Source organism: Populibacterium corticicola, assembly GCF_042683685.1.
Lineage (GTDB): Bacteria > Actinomycetota > Actinomycetes > Actinomycetales > Cellulomonadaceae > Timonella > Timonella corticicola.
The window spans coordinates 503,019-520,672 of record NZ_JBHUOP010000003.1 but is presented as its reverse complement, the minus strand read 5'-3'; the positions used below and the strand labels follow the sequence as shown (position 1 = coordinate 520,672).

Sequence of the window (17,654 nt, the reverse complement as noted above, 5' to 3'; positions counted from 1 at the left end):
TGCTGATTTCCGACGAGTAGTCCACTCCTCCTGCATCTCACCACCGCGAGTGGTTGCGCATGGCGGGGCAATGTTTCGGTGCTGTCGGCGATGTTACGCCAATAAACAGCAACAATGCCGACAGAACCGCAACATCGGACAGGGAGGAGCTGGCGAGGAGGTCACCATCGAGTGGGCAGGGAATCCATGCATAGTGACACCTAGCGCGGTATCACGCCGCCATGTCGTTGAATGGCTCCTCGGCATTTGGCTCATGCCGGAAGATCAGATCAGCCACGACAGCCCCGCCCTTAGTGCCGATGGACAGGCTCAGGAACGTGCCCAGCGCAGTCACCACGGTTTGGTTGTCAAAGGTTGTGAGCGCAACGAGGCCAACGATTCCGGGAACCAGCAGGATGAACGCGGGCCGGAACGTCACGATGGCTGGCGCCCGCGGCTCGAACCGTTCGACCACTCGTGCGAAGAAGAAGAACACCGCACCCACAACGCCCGTCGCGCCGATACTGCCGATGTGCGGAGTGAGCACCATGATCCCGGCGTAGGTGAGCAGCATCGCGGGAATCGACAGCAGCGTAAGCCGCCACCCAGCCTTGAATGCCAGACCGATCCCGGCAGCCATAACCACAACGCCGATCCACGAGAACCACAGCGGCGGGAGGGCAGAAATACCGGCCATGTCGGTGCTGACGCGGGTAACGTCGCCAAGCAGATGCGCCGCAGACGCGTCGATGCGCAGCCCGGTCGCCATGGCGGCCGCGCCGATGCCAACCGTCATGAAGGCCAGTACCAGCAGGCCATACATGAGTCGCGACGAGCCGGTGATCATGTCCGTCGCGCTCAGTTCCAGCAGCGCGTTTGTGATCGTGGTTCCCGGGACAAGGACGGCGAGAGGGGCGCAGACCGCGAACAGAGGGATCGGCCCAAGCTCGAAGTGGGAGGCAAGCAGCCCCACGGACAGTGTGGTTCCAAAGGCGACAAGGAACGTGATGATCGTTCCCGCTCCCCGGACCTTGGAGCCGAGGTGGATGGCTACGCCAATGAGTGCTCCGAGCACGAAGGTCGCGATGACCGCCCACCAGGGGATGCGGAACAGAACACCGAGACCTCCAGCCAGACCGGAGGAGCCGAGCAGTAGCTCCCACCAGGTGATGTGTGCGGTCGACGCGCGAACCTTGGCGATGTGCTCGGGAATGCGCCAGAACGGGACCTTCCCCGCGAGAAGCCTGCGTACGAGCAGGTTGGCTCGGGCGGTGATGAGCAGAGGGAGTTCAACGCCCGTTGCATTGACCACGGTTGTGGCGTCACCTGGGTGGTCGGACGCGAACACGGTGGCGGGCAGGACCACGAAGGCCATGTCCGGATAGCCTGCTTTCTCGGCAACTTTATACAGTGAAAAGTCAACGTCGGTGACTGCGTATCCGGCGTCGAGAAGGAAAGCCCCTAACTGGGCAAAGGCGCTGGGCGGACTAACGGTGGTGTCCGTGACTTCGTGCATGGCTGTTCCTTGTGGGAATGGTGTACACCCACAAACTACACTTCAAGCGCACCTAAGGGAACTGCGGGTTCCCGCACTCTCGTGGGGTGTGCCGCGGGATGTGCTCCCGCCGTGGTTGGCTGCTGAGTGTGAGTACAGGCGACCCCCACACTCAAGCAATCTCCTACCCGTTCAAGGAGATGCTAGAACTCCTCGTATTCGGCGGGGTTTTGGCCCTTCATACGTCCGTCTGGGCGTCCAAGCGCACTGATGGCAGCCACCTCTTCGGCGGAAAGCTCAAAGTCGAAGATGTCGAAGTTCTCAGCCTGGCGTTCGGCTGAACCTGAGCGTGGGATGGGCATGGCACCGATCTGGGTTTCCCAGCGCAGCACGATCTGGGCAAGGGTCTTGCGATGCTTGAGCGAAAGCTTCTGCAGCACGTCGTAGTTGAGCAGGTATTCCATGCGTGCGAGTGGGCTCCACGCCTGGGTGATGATGCCGTGTTCTTTGTGGAACGCGATCTGGTCGAGCTGTGGGAAGTGCGGGTGCAGTTCGATCTGGTTCACCACGGGCATGACGCCGGTTTCGCGTTCCAGCCGTTCCAGGTGCTCGGGCAGGAAGTTGGAGACGCCGATGTGTTTCACATAGCCGCGCTTCTGCGCTTCGATGAGCGCGCTCCAGGCTTCCACATACTTGTCGACGATGGGGTTGGGCCAGTGGATCAGGTACAGATCGTAGTGGTCGAGTCCGGCGCGGAACAGTGATTCCTCGATGGTGACGAGCGCAGAATCGTATTCGTGGCGGCGGCCGGGGAGTTTTGAGGCGATGATGATGTCCTCACGGCGTGCGATGCCCTCCTCCTGGATGAGCTTCGCGGCATGCCCCACGGCACCTTCGTTTTCATAGTTGAATGCGGAGTCGAAGAGCCGGTATCCGATCTTGGCAGCTTCCACAATGTTGCGTGCGCCGTGCACGCCGTTCATCTTGTAGGTGCCGAATCCGATCTGCGGCGCGGTGAATCCGTCGTGGGCAACGAAGGTTGGAGTGGTCATCATGCGTCCTCTCGCGTGTGCGGCTTGGGTTTTCTCCCCACTGAAGCCTATACACGAACCCCATGTGAGGCCATACGACCCAGTTTCACGACCGCGAACAGCGCACCCTGGCACAGCACGATCGTGGGACCGGTGGCGGTGTCGAGGTAATAGGAGATGTACACCCCGACCACAGCACACACGGCAGCCAGCACAGGGGCGAGCCACAGCATCCTGCCAAACCGGTCAGTGAGCAGGCGTGCGGTGACGCCCGGGATGATGAGCATCGCGACAACGAGCACCACGCCCACCACTTGGAGGGCGACGACACTGGTCAACGCCAAGATAGCCAGCAACAACCCCGAGAGCAGCCGAGGATTGATCCCAATGGCCCGTGCATGCCGCGCATCAAACGCGAACAACGTCAGATCCCGCCGTTTGATCAGCAGGGCCGCGAGCGCCACCAGTGCCACGCCAATGATCTGAACCGCGTCCGCCCAGGAGACACCGAGTAGGTTCCCGAACACGATGTGGTTGAGGTCCACATGGCTTGGAGTCACGGAGATCAGCACGAGGCCGAGCGCGAACAGGGAGGTAAACACGACTCCCATTGCGGCGTCCTCTTTCACGCGGGTTCCGTCGCGCACCACACCGATGAGCGCGACCGCGAGAAACCCGAACAGGAGCGCGCCAAGGAAGAACGGCGCGCCCACGATGTAGGCAAGCACCACTCCGGGAAGCACCGCATGTGAGACGGCGTCCCCCATGAGCGACCAGCCCATGAGCACCAACCAGCAGGACAACACCGCGCACAGGACTGCCGCAACCACCGATGTGAGGAAGGCGCGCTGCATGAACTCGAACGCGAACGGTTGGGTCAAGAAATCGATCATGCCTTCCCCTCCTCAACCCAATAACCGACATGGTGCTTTTCCGTGAATAGGGTGGTTTTTCTTGGTTGTTGATCCCGGAAAATCACCATGTCGCACCTCGCGCTGCCCGAGCCTGCAACCCCATCGCCATTGTTCCCAGTCACCCTTCACCTCCAGGCCTCATGCCGAATGCCACGGCAAGATTCTCAGGTGTCAACACCTTGTCGGGTGGTCCTGAAGCAACCACACGACGGAACAACAGCACCACCTCGCTAGCCAACTGGGGCAGCGCCGCCAAGTCATGAGTGGACACGAACACCGTCCTCCCCTCATCCGCCAGTTCACTCAGAACCGATCCGAGCGCGCGTGAGGTGGTGGTGTCCACCCCGGCAAACGGCTCGTCGAGAAGCATCACGCGTGCCTCCTGAGCGATTCCGCGCGCGACGAACACACGTTTGCGTTGTCCACCGGACAACTGGCCGATCTGCCGGTCTGCCAACTCTGAAAGTCCGGTGCGTTCGAGAGCGACATCGATGGCTTCCCGGTCAATTGGGCGCGCACGCCGGGCCGGGCCGAGGTACCCGTAACGCCCCATCATCACGACATCGCGCACTGACACCGGGAAGCTCCAGTCGACGGCCTCGGCCTGTGGGACGTATGCGATCAGGTTCTGCTTCCTGGCTTGGGCGGGTGTGTGACCATCGATCAGGATCGAACCGTGCGTCAGCGGTACCTCGCCCATGATCGCGTTGAACAGAGTCGATTTCCCGGCTCCGTTCATGCCGATCAGTCCGGTGACCGTGCCCGCGTCCACGGTCACATATGCGCCGTTCAGGGCAATGTTGTCGCCATACCGTACGTGTACGTCACGCACCTCGATCACGAGGCACCACCGGTGAGTCCGTCGATAATGGTGTTCACGTCGTGTGTGATGAGGTCGAGGTAGGTGGGCACGGGACCATCCGGCTCGGAGAGGGAATCCACGTACAGCGTTCCACCGAACTCAGCGTCGGTTGCCTCCACCACCTGCATCATTGGGGCGTTCGAGACCGTGCTCTCGCAGAACACGGCGGGTACGTCGTTGGCTTTCACGAACTCGATGGCCCGCGTGATTTGTCCTGGCGTGGCTTCCTGTTCGGCGTTGACCGGCCAGATGTACGCCTCGGTCAGTCCCGCGTCACGTGCGAGGTAGCTGAACGCTCCCTCGCAGGTGACCAGCGCCCGCTGGTTTTCTGGCAGATTGGCGACGATCTGGTCAAGCCGACCGGCAACCTCACGTAGCTCTTGGGTGTAGTGTGCTGCATTGCGTTCGAAGTCTTCTGCGTGGTCTGGCTGTAACTGCGTGAACGCTTCGACGATGTTGTCGACATAGATCTCCACGTTCTGTGGACTCATCCATGCGTGGGGGTTTGGCTTGCCTGCGTAGGCGTCCTCGGCGATGTCGATTGGTTCGACTCCCTGCGACAGGGTGATGCGTGGGACTTTCACGTCGGCGAGGAAGCGTTCAAACCAGGCCTCCAGGTTCAGCCCGTTGTCCAGCACCAGGTCGGCATCAACAGCGCGGCGCACGTCGGCGGGAGTTGGCTCATAGCCGTGGATCTCGGCCCCGACCTTGGTCAGCGACTCGACTCGCACGTGTTCTCCACCAACGTTCTGCGCGATGTCGGCCAGGACCGTGAACGTGGTGAGTACGAATGGCACGTCTTCATCGCGTTCCGCGTCCGCGCCGTTGTTTCCTGCGCCATCGGTGCAGGCTGCCAGACCAGCCGCAAGCGCCAGTGCAAGACCAGCCAACCGCAGTCCCCGCACCCGGGCACGCCACCGCGGATGGTGAGCGGACTGGGAAAGTGGGGACTCGTCGGAAATCTTGCGACTCATGGGGCGCCTCCTCATTGGCAGTTACGATCAGGTTCCACGAGCATACCTTAAAAGTTCGGCCGCCCGAACTTTTAATTCCGCATAGCCTTAAATGAAGATAAATCGCCAACCACTGCGACCACCACATGCCCTATAACGCCACCACTCGATGGGGCATTTTTGTCCCAGTGCCCCGCACAAAAACCGTGCAACCGGACTAATTTGGCCCCACCGTCCTCCAGCCAACCCCAGACTCCGGGCATACAAAAGCGGGGCGCACACCATATGGTGTGCGCCCCGTCTGTACGTGCCGGTCAGTCTTGGTTAGCCAAATAATCGCCCAAGGTGTCCGACTTGAATGCCTCGGCAACCTTCGCGAGTTCATCCCAGTCCGGTTTCACGACAGATGCGCTGCCCTCGCGACCCGTGCCGAGGTTCGGGGACGTGAAGAACGACATGTCGTCTGCGCGCAGGTTGCGCATCGAGTAGCCGAGCGAGGACAGCGCAGTCGCGGACAACCCCTCGTCAACCTTCATGTATGGGGCGAAGGCATCCACCGAGTCCAAGATCTTCGCGGGGCTCGTGAGCGTGTCACGCGAGAGGACCTCCTTGACCATCGCCTTCACGAACAACTGCTGGTTGGCCACGCGACTGTAGTCACCATCGGGGAACGCATACCGTTCACGCACGAACTCCAGCGCCTCGGTTCCATTGAGTTCAATGGTGCCCTTCGCGAAGTGAGTCTTACCGTGACGCGACGTGAACTCACGCGGGTTGTCCACCGTCACGCCGCCGAGTGCATCGGTGAGACCTTTGAATCCCTCAAAGTCGATGATCGCGACGTGGTCGATTCGGGAGTCGATGATTCCCTCCACCGTCTGAATGACGAGAGGGATGCCACCAAAGGCCATGGCAGCGTTGATCTTGTTATAGCCATGCCCCGGAATCTCAACCCAGTTGTCGCGCATGATCGACATGACCTGAACTGACTCGCGGTCATCCGAGATGTGAGCAACCATGATCGTGTCCGAACGCTGACCGCGAATGTCGTCTATCTCGTCATCCAACTCGCCGCGAGTATCGGAGCCAAGCAACAGGATGTTCAGCGCGCCGGTCTCAGATGCGGCGGGACGGTCCGCGTCATCGGGGAAGACATTCTCGTTGGAGAGTTTCTCCGCCTTGTTGAAACTACTGTTGAGCGACAGCGCAAACCATCCCACCGCACCCAGAACAATCACGAGAAGGGTAGCGATCGCCCACACGAGGAGCCGAAGCCCACGACGTGGTGGTTGCGCTCTCTCGTGTCTGCGGGATCCCGGTGGCACCTCGCCCTTGGACTCGTCTATGGCGTCTGCGGCTGGATTCTTAGTCACACGGCCATTCTTCCACGACCAGCACTTCGCAGCCGGTCAGAACGGGTGGAAACTGCGTGAAGATACGCGAGATTCCTGCGCTTATCCCTCTCAGGGCCTTGTCCACGCCTATCCGCTTCGCCGAACTCAGGTATTTACCCGCGAGATCAACCTGTAGCGGGCTGATCTCGCGGGTAAATGCCTGAGTTCGATCAAGGCCGCGGAGGTAGGCCGCAGGGTTCAGGATCTAGGTAGTTGAAGGGTTAGGGGTTGAGGAGCTAGGAGGTTCGGATTGCAGGGATCAGCGGCCAAACAGGCGTGCGAGGAACCCCCGCTGCTGCGGGTCTCCTCCCTGAGCCCCGGTCTTCACCGTCCTCGAGTGGCCGGTGCACCACTGGCCTGCGGGTACCTGAGCCTTGACGGAGTCTATGTGCTGGCCGCAGCCCGCCCAGGTGGTCTTTCCGCATTCCCTACAGTTGACTGGTCGACACATGGGGAGTCTTCTTTCTCGTTGGGTGACGCACGCCGCTCAGGCGAGCATCATGAATAGTTTTTCGAGTTCATCGATGGTCAGCTTTTCGCCTGAGTCGTCTCCGGCTTCCTTGAGCCCCTCATCCGAGACGACGCATTCCCTCATCGCGGTGGACACGATTGCGAATCCCGCACGGTCCAGGGCGGACGAGGTCGCCGAAAGTTGAGTGACCACGTCTCGGCATGGTGCACCGGATTCAACCGCGCCTATGACCGCGTCGAGTTGTCCGCGCGCCCGCTTGAGTCGGTTGAGGATTTTGCGCTGCGCCTCTTCTTGTCCCTCAAACATGTTTCCCTCTCTCGTTTTCGTTCTCACGCAAGCCGTGTCCGCCGGTTGTTCCCTGCCAGGTCAGTTACCGGTGACCAGATCGTCGATCCCCATGATCGCCTTATAGGTGATCATGCCACCCGAGAGGGACGCGCTGTCGAATCCGGCCTCGGTGAGTATGCGGTGGGCGATGTAGGAGCGCACACCGGACTGGCAGGTCACACGGATTCTCCGCCCCTGTGCAAGCTCGCTCACCTCGGCAAGGCGATCACGCAGTTCGGTGTGCGGAACATGGTGGGCGGTTGGCAGATGTCCGGTTGCCCATTCGGCGGCGGTGCGCACGTCGAGCACGAGCACGTCGTCCCCGAAACTTAAGTATTCGTGCGGATACCACAGGGCGAGTTGATCGGTCAGCACGTTCTCGGCGACCATTCCCGCGAAGTTCACTGGGTCCTTGGCGGACCCGTATGGTGGCGCGTAGGCGAGGTCGAGGTCGATGAGTTCTGGTGCGGTCAGGCCCGCCCGGATCGCCGTGGCGAGCACGTCAATGCGCTTGTCAGCGCCCTCATTGCCGACGATCTGGGCACCCAGCAGCAGCCCGTCATCTTCGCGTACGTGTACGGTCAGGTGCAGGCCGGTGGCTCCGGGGAAGTATCCGGCATGGTTGTTCGGATGCAGGTGCAGAGTATGGAACGCGACGCCTGCCGCCGTGAGACTGCGGGAATTGGCACCGGTCATGGCTGCGGTCAGTTCTCCAACGCGCACGATTGCGGTTCCGAGGGTTGCAGGGATCTCGCGCGCAGCGTCGGGGTTGAGGATGTCATCTGCGACGAGCCGTCCGGCGCGGTTGGCGGGACCGGCGAGCATGACTGGCCGTCGGGCCCCGGTGACCTTGTCGGTCTGGACGGTTGCATCACCGACCGCCCAGATCCCCTGCACACTGGTACGTCCGTGTGCGTCGGCCACGATGGCCCGGTTGTCGAGTTCAACGCCCGATCCGTCGAGGAAGTCCGTGTCTGGGGTAACGCCAGCGGAGAGCACGATGATGTGCGCGGGGATGGTTTCGCCTGTACCAAGGTTGACCACATCGGAGTTGCTGCCGCCGTTGGTAATCGAGGTGATCTCGGCATCTTCGTACACGTCCATGCCTAGACGTTCGAGTTCGAGCCGAACCTGACTTGCCACCTCAACCTCAGCGGGAGGCAATACGTGTGGGGCACGCTCAATCGCGGATACCTTGTAACCTGCGAGCGCCAGAGCCTCCGCAGCTTCGAGCCCAATGAATCCCGCGCCGATGACCACTGCGTGCGCATCGTTGGCGTCCTGCCCAGCGGAACCGATCTGGGAGGTGACCTGTTCGCGGAGAGCGACCGCATCGTCGACAGTCCGCAGTGTGGTGACACGGGGCGAGTCAATTCCCGGAATCGGCAAGGTGAGTGCCCGAGCGCCTGGTGCGAGGATGAGCGCATCGTAGCTGATCACAACCGGGCCGTCCGCGGTGTGCGCGGTGACTGTTTTCGTTTCCGAGTCAATGGCGGTGACGTTGTGACCAATACGCACGTCCAGGTTGAGTGAGGCGCGCAGTGACTGCGGGGTCTGTACGAGGAGTTTGGACTTGTCCTCGATTTCTCCGCCCACGTAGTAGGGCAGGCCGCAGTTTGCGAAGGATGGGTGCTGGCCGCGTTCGAGCACGATGATTTCAGCCGATTCGCTCAGGCGTCGGGCGCGGGCTGCTGCACTCATGCCTCCGGCCACTCCGCCTACGATCACGATTCTCATGTGGTTGCGCCTTCCGCTGGTGTGTGGTTCTCAACCAAGAACGAGAATACCCCCAGGGGTATATTGCACACAAGGTGGCACCCCTGTGATCCGCACCCCACGATCGATGGGGCATTTTTCGTCCGAATACCCAAAACCTTTTAGCCCACCCGGAACATTTTGGTCCCATCGACCCAACAACCTCGTGCACTTGTGAACAATCTCCCTCGATCATCAGTACGCACTCACAGGCGCCAATAACTTTTTGGCTCTACACTTCAAGAACCCCCACAAGTTACCGATTGGATAGGTAAGGGCGCGTAGGTAGTTGCCGCACCTGTCCATCCATCGGAAGAGCATGCGCTCGAGGAGCACCCATGATCCCCTACGCAGATCGCACCCGCGTCCTCGTCGTCTTTGGAACCCGGCCAGAGGCCATCAAGATGATCCCCGTCATCCGCGCCCTACAGGATTCGGGAAAGTTCCGGCCCGTTGTGGTCAGCACAGGCCAGCACACGGACATGGTCGAAGACCTCATTACCGCTTCCGGCCTACGTCTCGACGTCAACCTGCGGGCATCGGCACCGGTTGATGACCGCCGTCCCTCGCTCAACGAGGTCGTTGCGCGCATCATGGTGGGCATCGACCGCATCTGGTCCTCCGAAACCCTCCCTGCCGAATACCAGGACTCCGGACGCCGTTCAGTGCACGGCGCCCAGGTGTGCCTCGTCCACGGTGACACGAGTTCCGCCATGGCCGCTGCAGTTGCGGCATTCAACCTGCAGATCCCCGTGGTGCACGTCGAGGCAGGACTACGCACATCCAACCTACTCTCCCCATTCCCGGAGGAGGGCAACCGCCAACTCATCTCCCGCATCGCGGCCCTACATCTTGCGCCGACCACGGCCAACAAGATGAATCTAGTGCGCGAGGGCGTGGACTACGACCGCATCCTAGTCACCGGAAACACCTCCATCGACATGCTGCACTGGGCGACCGAACAGGGCGGAGGGTTCGGTGAAGGCCTGGAATCTCTCGAGGCCACCTACCTCGATGCAGAGGGCCACGCAGCAGCCAACCCCGAGCGTCGGCTCGTGCTTGTGACTGCACACCGCCGCGAAAACTGGGGCGAGGGTTTGCAGAACATCGCGAACGCAATCAGGGAACTGTCCGATATCTACAACGATGCCGACTTCGTGGTTCCGATGCACCCCAACCCCATCGCACGAGCACCCATGCTCGAAACCCTCTCCACCCAGGCCAACATGTATCTCGTGGGCCCACGCGACTATCTCTCCTTTGCGAAGCTCATGTCGGTCGCCCGCATCATCATCACCGATTCCGGCGGCATCCAAGAAGAGGCTCCCGCACTCGGCACCCCGGTCCTTGTCGCACGCAACACAACCGAACGCCAAGAGGGAGTCGAGGCTGGGACTCTACTGCTCGTCGGCACTGACCCGGCCACCATCGTGGCCGAAGCACGCACGCTTCTCGACGATCCGGCCGAGTATGCTCGCAGGTCCGGCCACAAGAACCCCTATGGAGACGGTCTTGCGTCCCAGCGCATCGTTGCAGCGCTCGACCATATCTTCCTTGACGGTCCACCGCCGGAGAACTTCCAGAGCAGCGAGATTCGCACTGCGGTATCACGCAGGTTGGGGTTAGATTTCAGTCATGAATAGCCTTTCCTGGCTGCGCACCGCACTTGCATTCGTGGCGGAACTCTACGCGGGGCTGCCCATCTGGGCGATCCCGCTCTTCTGGGTTGCGCTGTTCATGATCTTGACCTCATTCGTGTCACTCGGGGTGCTCCTCTTCAAAACCCAGAGGCAGTTCGCCCACGCGCTGAACCTCAAGCGAAAACAGATCGACCCTGCAGAGCATGAAGCAGATTTCCTATGGGTCTTCATGGTCCCGGCGCTCAACGAGGCCGTGACCATTGCGGACTCCGTGCAGCGACTCAACCAGGTCGACGTCACACACGCACGCATCCTCGTCATCAACGACGGTTCCGATGACGACACCGGTGAAATCCTCGCCGCGCTACAAAACGAGATCGAACGCCTCACCGTACTGACCCGCGTGCACCCAAACGCACGGCAGGGGAAATCCGAGGCACTCAACGACGCCTGGCGCTTCCTACACTCGAGGGTTCTCTCCGAGGGGATCTACAAGGACTGGGACCCACACAAGGTCATCGTCACGATCGTCGATGCGGATGGCCGACTCGACCCGACCGCAGGACGCGTGGCCAGGCATTTCACGAACTCCCTCGTGGGTGGAGTCCAATCCCAGGTGCGCATCTACAACCGCACCTCGCTGCTGACCCTCGCCCAAGACATCGAGTTCGGGGTGTTCGGCACGATCTTCCAGCTTGGTCGCACCGGCTGGGGCACAGCCAACATGGGCGGAAACGGCCAGTTCAACCGGCTCGCGGCGCTCGACTCCGTTGCCGTTCCTGACCCGCACGGACGCGTTGGCCCCTGGGCCTCGGGGCGCCTGACCGAGGACCAGGACATCGGCCTGCGCATGATGCATGCCGGATGGCGCGGCGAACAGTCCACCGAGGTCACCATCAACCAGCAGGGACTGAACTCCCTGCGCGCGCTCATGCGTCAGCGCACCCGCTGGTCTCAGGGGACCTGGCAGGTGTTCGATCTGATCCGCCCCTCGCTACGGAACAGGGGCTTGCCGTTTTCCGCCAAACTCGATCAGTTCTGGTATCTGCTGACGCCTCTCGTTCAGGCGTGGCTCGGCATGGTGCTCGTGATGTCCTTCGCGTTTTTGGCGCTGCAGATCGTGGAGCCACGCTGGTCAATCCTGTTCGCGATCATCTTGTACACGTTCGCGGCCATGCCCAGCATGGTTGGGGTGCTCTTCACACGGCGACGGCGTGGACTCAAGGGCTTTTTGATCAATGTTCTGTTTGCACATGTGTATCTCATGTACTCGTGGATCATCTATCCGGTTGTGTATCGGGCACTGTTCCGACAACTCACCGGTGCTCGCACGTGGGCCAAGACCGCCCGCGAGCAGATCGCACCCGATGACGAGGCCACCGACGCCCCCGCCGCACCAGGCACTCCAGGAGAGATCGAACCTCCCCATCCCACGATCGACATTCCGGCACCAAACGCAAGCAAGGAAACCCGGCCACTCCCCTAGGCCTCCCAGACATGCTGGGTCGGGACAGACATTACCCCAGCCGGAGGAATCGTCGTCAATCTAACCGAACGTCCATCAATCCCACACCAACATGGTGATTTTCCGGAATCACCAACCAAGAAGAACCGTCCTAATCCCAGAAGACCACCATGCGGGTAAGTGGTTACGGAAGTTTACTGTCCGTTCTGAGATTCGTTATGCCGCCTCTTCTTGTCTCGATACATGCTGTAGTCTGCACGAATACTCATTGATTCCACCGTGTCACCGGGACGCAACTGCGTAGCACCCCAAGACCATGGATGGGATGCCTGCGAACGTAGCCTGTTCACAAGCTGCGATGCCTGTTCCAGGGAAGTGTGCGGCAGTAACAAGACGAACTCATCTCCGCCAACTCGAAACACCAAGTCCGTGGTTCTGACACTAGTTCTCAACTCTTCAGCTACCTGCGTCAATACGCGGTCGCCCATGGTGTGACCAGAAGTGTCATTCACATCTTTGAAATCGTCTAGGTCAACAACAACAAACGAGAGTGGCGTGTCGTATCTATTGGCACGTGCGATTTCTCGCTGAGCATGAACGTTCAGACCGCCCCGGGTCAGCACTCCCGTCAACATGTCGATTTGGTTGTCGCTGTCAACTCGCCGCCGCCACAGATAGCCGAGTTCCATGGACAGCGCGAGGAACACAACAAGGCGCACCACCTCATGCCAAGTGCTGAAACCCTTGAGGTAGCCAGAAGGTCCGATTATGCTGACAAAAACGATCACGCTCGCATAGACGAACATCGTTTTTCGGGCGGTCCCACGCGGATAGAACCACGCAAGATAGATGGCGATCAACGGCATTTCCTGCAGTACGGCAACTGCGCGCAGATAATCATGGGTAAACCCCAGCACTCCAGCAGAGAGTACGCCATGAGCAGCCACGAAGAGCAACCCGGCCTTGTGCGATAAGTTCTTACCCTTAATGATCGCGTAAAGCCCAAATCCCATGCACATGAGCAGGAGCACGCCCACATTACCTAGAGTCACGACGAGATCTTTTCTAGGGCCAAGCAAGTTCATTATCAGCGACACGCTAAGGAGGCCTGCTAAGAGAGCGCTCACTGAGGAGTATGTTGAACTTCGTCCAAGTAGTCTTTTATATATGCGCTCCATTGCACGTTTATCCATAGGACGCCGCTCCATTCAAATCCTGCAGTGGGGCACAATATATCGCATTATTGGGGAGTGCTTCCCATGTTTCTAAATAGAAGAGGATGCTAGCCTGATCCACTTAGGTCTGGCCTGCAGAAAGTTAGCCCTGTAGAGTCGTAAAGGAGGGGGTGAAAATCATATGGCGATTTCCGAGATCAGAACAGACTTGTCGCGGCTCACCGCATACTTTCAACCGATCGTTGACCTAGAAAACTGGCGAGTCACCGGGGTGGAGGCACTTGCACGTTCTGCAGTGGGCGATTCGCCATGGCCGCTGCTCATGCGCGCCCGGAATGAGGGCTGGTATGAGCAACTCGAGGTTCCACTCGTCGAAATTGCCGTGCGTGAGGCTGCGGCGCTCCCACCACAACTGTGGTGCACTCTCAACATGTCCGCATGCACCGTATTCGATAATGCCGTCGAGAGGCTACTCTCCTCGCATCCGGAACGTCGTTGGGGAATCGAGGTACTCGAACGCTCTGGTCCCATCCGTGATGACCTCGAGTTCAGGGAACGCATCAATGAACTCGACTGTCTCATGCTCATCGACGATGCGGGCGTCGGCAACAACGATGAGTTCCGCATTCACGATCTCAAGCCGACCATCGTCAAACTCGATCGCCTCGTCCTTATGAGTGCGCATCACCACGGCTGGGCCCGTGACCGTGTGGAAAGCCTCGTCTATGAGTCGCGCAAGGCTGGCGCGCTACTCCTCGCAGAAGGAGTGGAAACCGCCAAGGAACTCATCTTCGCGCAGGAACTCGGATGCGAGCTCGCGCAGGGATACTACTTCTCGGCGGCAGTGCCCGCCAAGAATATCTCCGCCACGATCGCGGAACTTGAAGAACGGCTCTGGTTCGACGCTAAATAGGGTTATGCACAAAAAGACCCCACTGTTTGCGGCACCCCTCGCGTCGATTGCAGTGGTGTTAGGGGCTACAGCATGTAGCCCAGTCAATCCGTCACCTGCTCCAACTCAGAGCAGCGCGTCCACCCCCTCGGCAAAGTTCTCCTTCTGGGCTGAACACGGTGTTCCTGAACCTGCGATCAACGAGTTAGGGCGTTCATACGCACTCGATAAACCTCCGACCGATTTCAAAATCATTGCACCCCGCGATGGCGACTTAGCCGTAACATTGCAGTGCACCGGAGATGAAACTTCCGTCATGTCTGCGAACACAACCATCGCGGATACAGCGAAACAGCACGCAACACGATGCGGCCCAACCTCCGACACGCAACGTGCAGGGCAAGTCAATACAGGAGACATAGTCACCCTCTCATTAGAGGAAGTCACACCAAGCATTGGCAAAGCATGGGCATTCATCGAGTACATTGACGGCCTCAGTCCCACGGACACGGTCACTGATATACCTGCGTTCGAGATCCCACCCGTAACTGACACGGAAATCGGCAGAATCGTAGCGGGAACTAAGTCAACCGAAGACACGCCCTCAGGAATGGGCCTCGGTTTAGCGGTTGAGAAGAACCGTTACCTGATTATCGAACTGGACTGCCAGGGCCTTTCCTCCGCGAAACTCGTAGTCGGTATCGAATCAGGCAACACAGATAACGACCCTGATGAGGGCACTCCGGACTGGAAGCAAGAAAACGAAGTGCTCTGTGGGGAGGCCACGGACCGGAAAACTGTTATTCAAACCCAGGATTCAGATACTGTCCTTTTCACGTTTATTGTCCCCGACGTGGTCACCCATGCGTACGCTCGGCTGATGTACGCCGACCTGTAGTCGATCAGATGGTGATTCTTTGACGACGAGCCTGCCGCTTTTTCCAGCGGCAGGCTCGTTTTCGTGTGGGGCGGGTTGGGTCGCGGTTTACGCGGTCCAGGCGCGTGACGGCATGCCCCTAGAGGCCGAAGACGCCTCGGAGCGTTGGCCACTGCGCCACCTTGGCGAACACCGGCACCTCAAGCAGTGTGTAGGTACGCGACACCACCTGTCCGCCCTCGTGCTCATCGCCGGTGAACACGTCCACCCAAGTGCCCTCCGGCAGGTACGTGGCAACCGGCTGCGTGCCTGCGCCTGCTTCGAGGACGGGATTCACGAGGAAGGCGTCACCGAACAGATACTGCGTGTCATGCTCCCAGATTCTTACGTCTAACGGGTAGTCGAAGAAGAGCCCTCGCAGCAGCGGGACATCGGTCTCGACTGAGGCGTCCGCCTGCTCCTTGATATAGGGGACCAATGCCTCGCGAAGCTTTGCGAGGTATCGGAACTGCTCCACCACCTCGGGAGTCTCATTGCTTGACGCCACGTACCATGGTGTGCGGTCGCGCAGGGGACGTTGATGATGGTTGAACTCCGAGTGATACTGCATGATCGGCATGAACACGGAGGCACCGGTCGCACGAATGTAGAGTTCGGAGTCCGGCACAGGCCCCGAGAAACCGGCCAGGTCCCACCCCCAGTACAGGATTCCGCACGAGCCTGCCGTGATACCGGCAACCACGGAGTTGCGGAATGCCTGCCAGGTCGAGTTCTCATCGCCGGCCCAGAACAGGCCATGCGCCTGCGAGCCGGTGAACCCGGATCGCGAGAACGTAACGGGTGCCTTCCCCGCAGACCGAAGCAGATCGCCGAACGCACGAGCGTAATGCACCGGGTAGAGGTTGTTGCCCTCGTCGCCCCGGCGTCCATCGCCGTACTGGAGATCCCATCCCCAGGCATGCTCGCCGCCGTCGGTCTTGAAGCCGTCGATGTCGAAACCCTCAACCAGATAACGGCGTTTCTCTGTCCACCAGTCACGCCCCTCCTGCGTTGAGAGATCAGCCATCAGTGCCTGCGGGAACCACCATCCTCGATTGTGATACGGCGTGCCGTCAGCCTCGCGCACCGCGAGACCAGCCTCGACCATTGCGCGGCCATCCGTCAGTACCTGCGAGTCCTGAGGTACCGAGTCGCCCAGATCGTGTGAGGTCTTCTGCAACGGGATCTGCCACAGGATGACCTTGATACCGCGCGAGTGCAGTTCATCGATCATGGCCTTGGGATCGGGCCAGGCACCCTCGCGATTGAACGTGAAGTCCTCGAATGCGTGCGCGGAACCGTCGCTGTTCACGCTGTATTCCGCGTCACGCCAGATGGTGATTCCCTCTTCATCCGACCACGCCTCTATGACGATGACTCCGACCGGTATGTCTAGGTCACGGTGCGCATCCATGCGATCCATGACGATCTGCTGAGTGTTCCACTCATTTCCCGAGGCCCACAGTTCGAAGATCCACTCGGGCATCTGTTCTGGGCGGCCCGCGGTGTCGAGGAATGCGGAGAGCACAGTCTGTGCCGAACCATCCATGATCCGTACGTTCAACTCCTCCGACTGTGACCCGCCCAGTGCGACCTCGACAAACAGCTTGGTCGCGGTGGACGCGCCCACGTCGTACCAGGACCGACGCAGGGTCTCCACGTGGAAGCCCCACCCAGTTCCGCCGATGACGTGGGCGAAAGGCATGGGCATGTAGGTGCGGTGGTGTTCCCCCTGGCTCTTGTACTGTTCGAAGACGACCGCGTCCAGTGTGTGCCCACGCTGGTCCACATGGTCGTATCGCTCACCGAACCCGACAACGTGCTCCGCGTCCTCCAAGCGCAGTGCAAAACGAACCTTGAGGAGTCCATCCGCGTTGGATTGCCACTCGACAGACCCCGGTACAAGCCTGTCGTGCGCATGACCCCCATTGATGGTGAGTTTCCCTCGTGGTTCCTCGGCGTCTGCAACCCACTGCGTGGGCGAGACGACGAACTCTGCGGTTTCGGCGCTCTCCGATCCCTGCGTTGCCACGATGCGATACCTCGCGCTCTGCCCTGCACGAAGCCCTGGGATCGTCACCGACCACGCACCGTCCGACTCGAGTTGCGCCGCCTGCGCAGACGCGAGGTGCCCATCACCTCCTGCGAGCGCGGCCGCATCGGCGGCGCTTGGGGAGTAGGGCGCCAATGGGATGATCTGGGTTTCCTGGCCATCAGGCGTGTAGTGCAGTTCCACCTGCGGATCGCCGTCGGATGTCACCACCGCGCCGATGGAGAAATCTTGCTGAATCGCAGGGTGAACGGGAACGCGCTGGTCGGCAGAGGTCGCATATGGGTGTTCGATGCCGTACGGGCGGTGTGTCACGGTAAGAGACATTGCAGAA

Annotated in this window: 14 protein-coding genes; 4 read left to right on the top strand and 10 right to left on the bottom strand. The window is 60.2% G+C overall.

The window, feature by feature from the left end:
- Nucleotides 1-211: 211 nt before the first annotated feature.
- The 8 genes from ACFSYH_RS09215 to ACFSYH_RS09180 all read right to left on the bottom strand — a co-directional run bounded on the left by ACFSYH_RS09215 (nt 212) and on the right by ACFSYH_RS09180 (nt 9,164).
- Nucleotides 212-1,495, bottom strand: a complete 1,284-nt coding sequence (locus ACFSYH_RS09215) for a threonine/serine exporter family protein (RefSeq protein ID WP_377466619.1) — start codon at nt 1,493-1,495, stop codon at nt 212-214.
- 182 nt (nt 1,496-1,677) lie between these two features.
- Complete coding sequence (locus tag ACFSYH_RS09210; protein ID WP_377466618.1) at nt 1,678-2,526, bottom strand: aldo/keto reductase; 849 nt, start codon at nt 2,524-2,526, stop codon at nt 1,678-1,680.
- Nucleotides 2,527-2,573: 47 nt separating this feature from the next.
- The gene (locus tag ACFSYH_RS09205) at nt 2,574-3,398 is read right to left on the bottom strand and encodes a metal ABC transporter permease (RefSeq protein ID WP_377466617.1); all 825 of its coding nucleotides are present in this window, start codon (nt 3,396-3,398) and stop codon (nt 2,574-2,576) included.
- 139 nt (nt 3,399-3,537) lie between these two features.
- A complete protein-coding gene (locus ACFSYH_RS09200) occupies nt 3,538-4,260 on the bottom strand; it encodes a metal ABC transporter ATP-binding protein (RefSeq protein WP_377466615.1) in 723 nt (240 codons plus the stop codon).
- On the bottom strand, nt 4,257-5,255 hold the full coding sequence (locus ACFSYH_RS09195) for a metal ABC transporter substrate-binding protein (protein WP_377466614.1): 999 nt from the start codon (nt 5,253-5,255) through the stop codon (nt 4,257-4,259). The genes ACFSYH_RS09200 and ACFSYH_RS09195 overlap by 4 nt, the downstream gene beginning before the upstream one ends.
- Nucleotides 5,256-5,548: 293 nt before the next feature.
- On the bottom strand, nt 5,549-6,607 hold the full coding sequence (locus ACFSYH_RS09190; protein WP_377466613.1) for an LCP family protein: 1,059 nt from the start codon (nt 6,605-6,607) through the stop codon (nt 5,549-5,551).
- 508 nt (nt 6,608-7,115) lie between these two features.
- Nucleotides 7,116-7,406, bottom strand: coding sequence for a metal-sensitive transcriptional regulator (locus tag ACFSYH_RS09185; RefSeq protein WP_377466612.1), 291 nt, complete (start codon nt 7,404-7,406; stop codon nt 7,116-7,118).
- 60 nt (nt 7,407-7,466) lie between these two features.
- Nucleotides 7,467-9,164, bottom strand: coding sequence for an FAD-dependent oxidoreductase (locus ACFSYH_RS09180; protein ID WP_377466610.1), 1,698 nt, complete (start codon nt 9,162-9,164; stop codon nt 7,467-7,469).
- Between the two features lie 356 nt (nt 9,165-9,520).
- On the opposite strand from ACFSYH_RS09180, the gene wecB reads away from it, so the two are divergent.
- Nucleotides 9,521-10,825, top strand: a complete 1,305-nt coding sequence (wecB, locus tag ACFSYH_RS09175; protein ID WP_377466609.1) for a non-hydrolyzing UDP-N-acetylglucosamine 2-epimerase — start codon at nt 9,521-9,523, stop codon at nt 10,823-10,825.
- Nucleotides 10,818-12,308 carry a glycosyltransferase gene (locus ACFSYH_RS09170; RefSeq protein WP_377466608.1) on the top strand — a complete coding sequence of 497 codons (1,491 nt, stop codon included), beginning with the start codon at nt 10,818-10,820 and terminating at the stop codon, nt 12,306-12,308. Before wecB ends, ACFSYH_RS09170 begins: the two co-directional genes overlap by 8 nt.
- 173 nt (nt 12,309-12,481) lie before the next feature.
- On the opposite strand, the gene ACFSYH_RS09165 is transcribed toward ACFSYH_RS09170, so the two are convergent.
- Entirely contained in the window at nt 12,482-13,339 is an 858-nt protein-coding gene (locus ACFSYH_RS09165) for a GGDEF domain-containing protein (protein WP_377466607.1), read from the bottom strand.
- 304 nt (nt 13,340-13,643) lie between these two features.
- On the opposite strand from ACFSYH_RS09165, the gene ACFSYH_RS09160 reads away from it, so the two are divergent.
- Nucleotides 13,644-14,375: an EAL domain-containing protein gene (locus tag ACFSYH_RS09160; RefSeq protein ID WP_377466606.1), complete on the top strand. Its 732-nt coding sequence runs from the start codon at nt 13,644-13,646 to the stop codon at nt 14,373-14,375.
- Between the two features lie 295 nt (nt 14,376-14,670).
- Entirely contained in the window at nt 14,671-15,252 is a 582-nt protein-coding gene (locus ACFSYH_RS09155) for a hypothetical protein (protein ID WP_377466605.1), read from the top strand.
- A gap of 118 nt (nt 15,253-15,370) precedes the next feature.
- Here the strand turns inward: ACFSYH_RS09155 and ACFSYH_RS09150 are convergent, their stop codons facing one another.
- Entirely contained in the window at nt 15,371-17,635 is a 2,265-nt protein-coding gene (locus tag ACFSYH_RS09150) for a glycoside hydrolase family 31 protein (protein WP_377466604.1), read from the bottom strand.
- Nucleotides 17,636-17,654: the final 19 nt, after the last annotated feature.

Coding starts and splice junctions, on each gene's coding strand:
- ACFSYH_RS09215 (WP_377466619.1), bottom strand. CDS start 1,495: ATGCACGAAGTCACGGACACCACCGTTAGTCCGCCCAGCGCCTTTGCC.
- ACFSYH_RS09210 (WP_377466618.1), bottom strand. CDS start 2,526: ATGACCACTCCAACCTTCGTTGCCCACGACGGATTCACCGCGCCGCAG.
- ACFSYH_RS09205 (WP_377466617.1), bottom strand. CDS start 3,398: ATGATCGATTTCTTGACCCAACCGTTCGCGTTCGAGTTCATGCAGCGC.
- ACFSYH_RS09195 (WP_377466614.1), bottom strand. CDS start 5,255: ATGAGTCGCAAGATTTCCGACGAGTCCCCACTTTCCCAGTCCGCTCAC.
- ACFSYH_RS09185 (WP_377466612.1), bottom strand. CDS start 7,406: ATGTTTGAGGGACAAGAAGAGGCGCAGCGCAAAATCCTCAACCGACTC.
- ACFSYH_RS09180 (WP_377466610.1), bottom strand. CDS start 9,164: ATGAGAATCGTGATCGTAGGCGGAGTGGCCGGAGGCATGAGTGCAGCA.
- wecB (WP_377466609.1), top strand. CDS start 9,521: ATGATCCCCTACGCAGATCGCACCCGCGTCCTCGTCGTCTTTGGAACC.
- ACFSYH_RS09170 (WP_377466608.1), top strand. CDS start 10,818: ATGAATAGCCTTTCCTGGCTGCGCACCGCACTTGCATTCGTGGCGGAA.
- ACFSYH_RS09160 (WP_377466606.1), top strand. CDS start 13,644: ATGGCGATTTCCGAGATCAGAACAGACTTGTCGCGGCTCACCGCATAC.
- ACFSYH_RS09155 (WP_377466605.1), top strand. CDS start 14,671: ATGTCTGCGAACACAACCATCGCGGATACAGCGAAACAGCACGCAACA.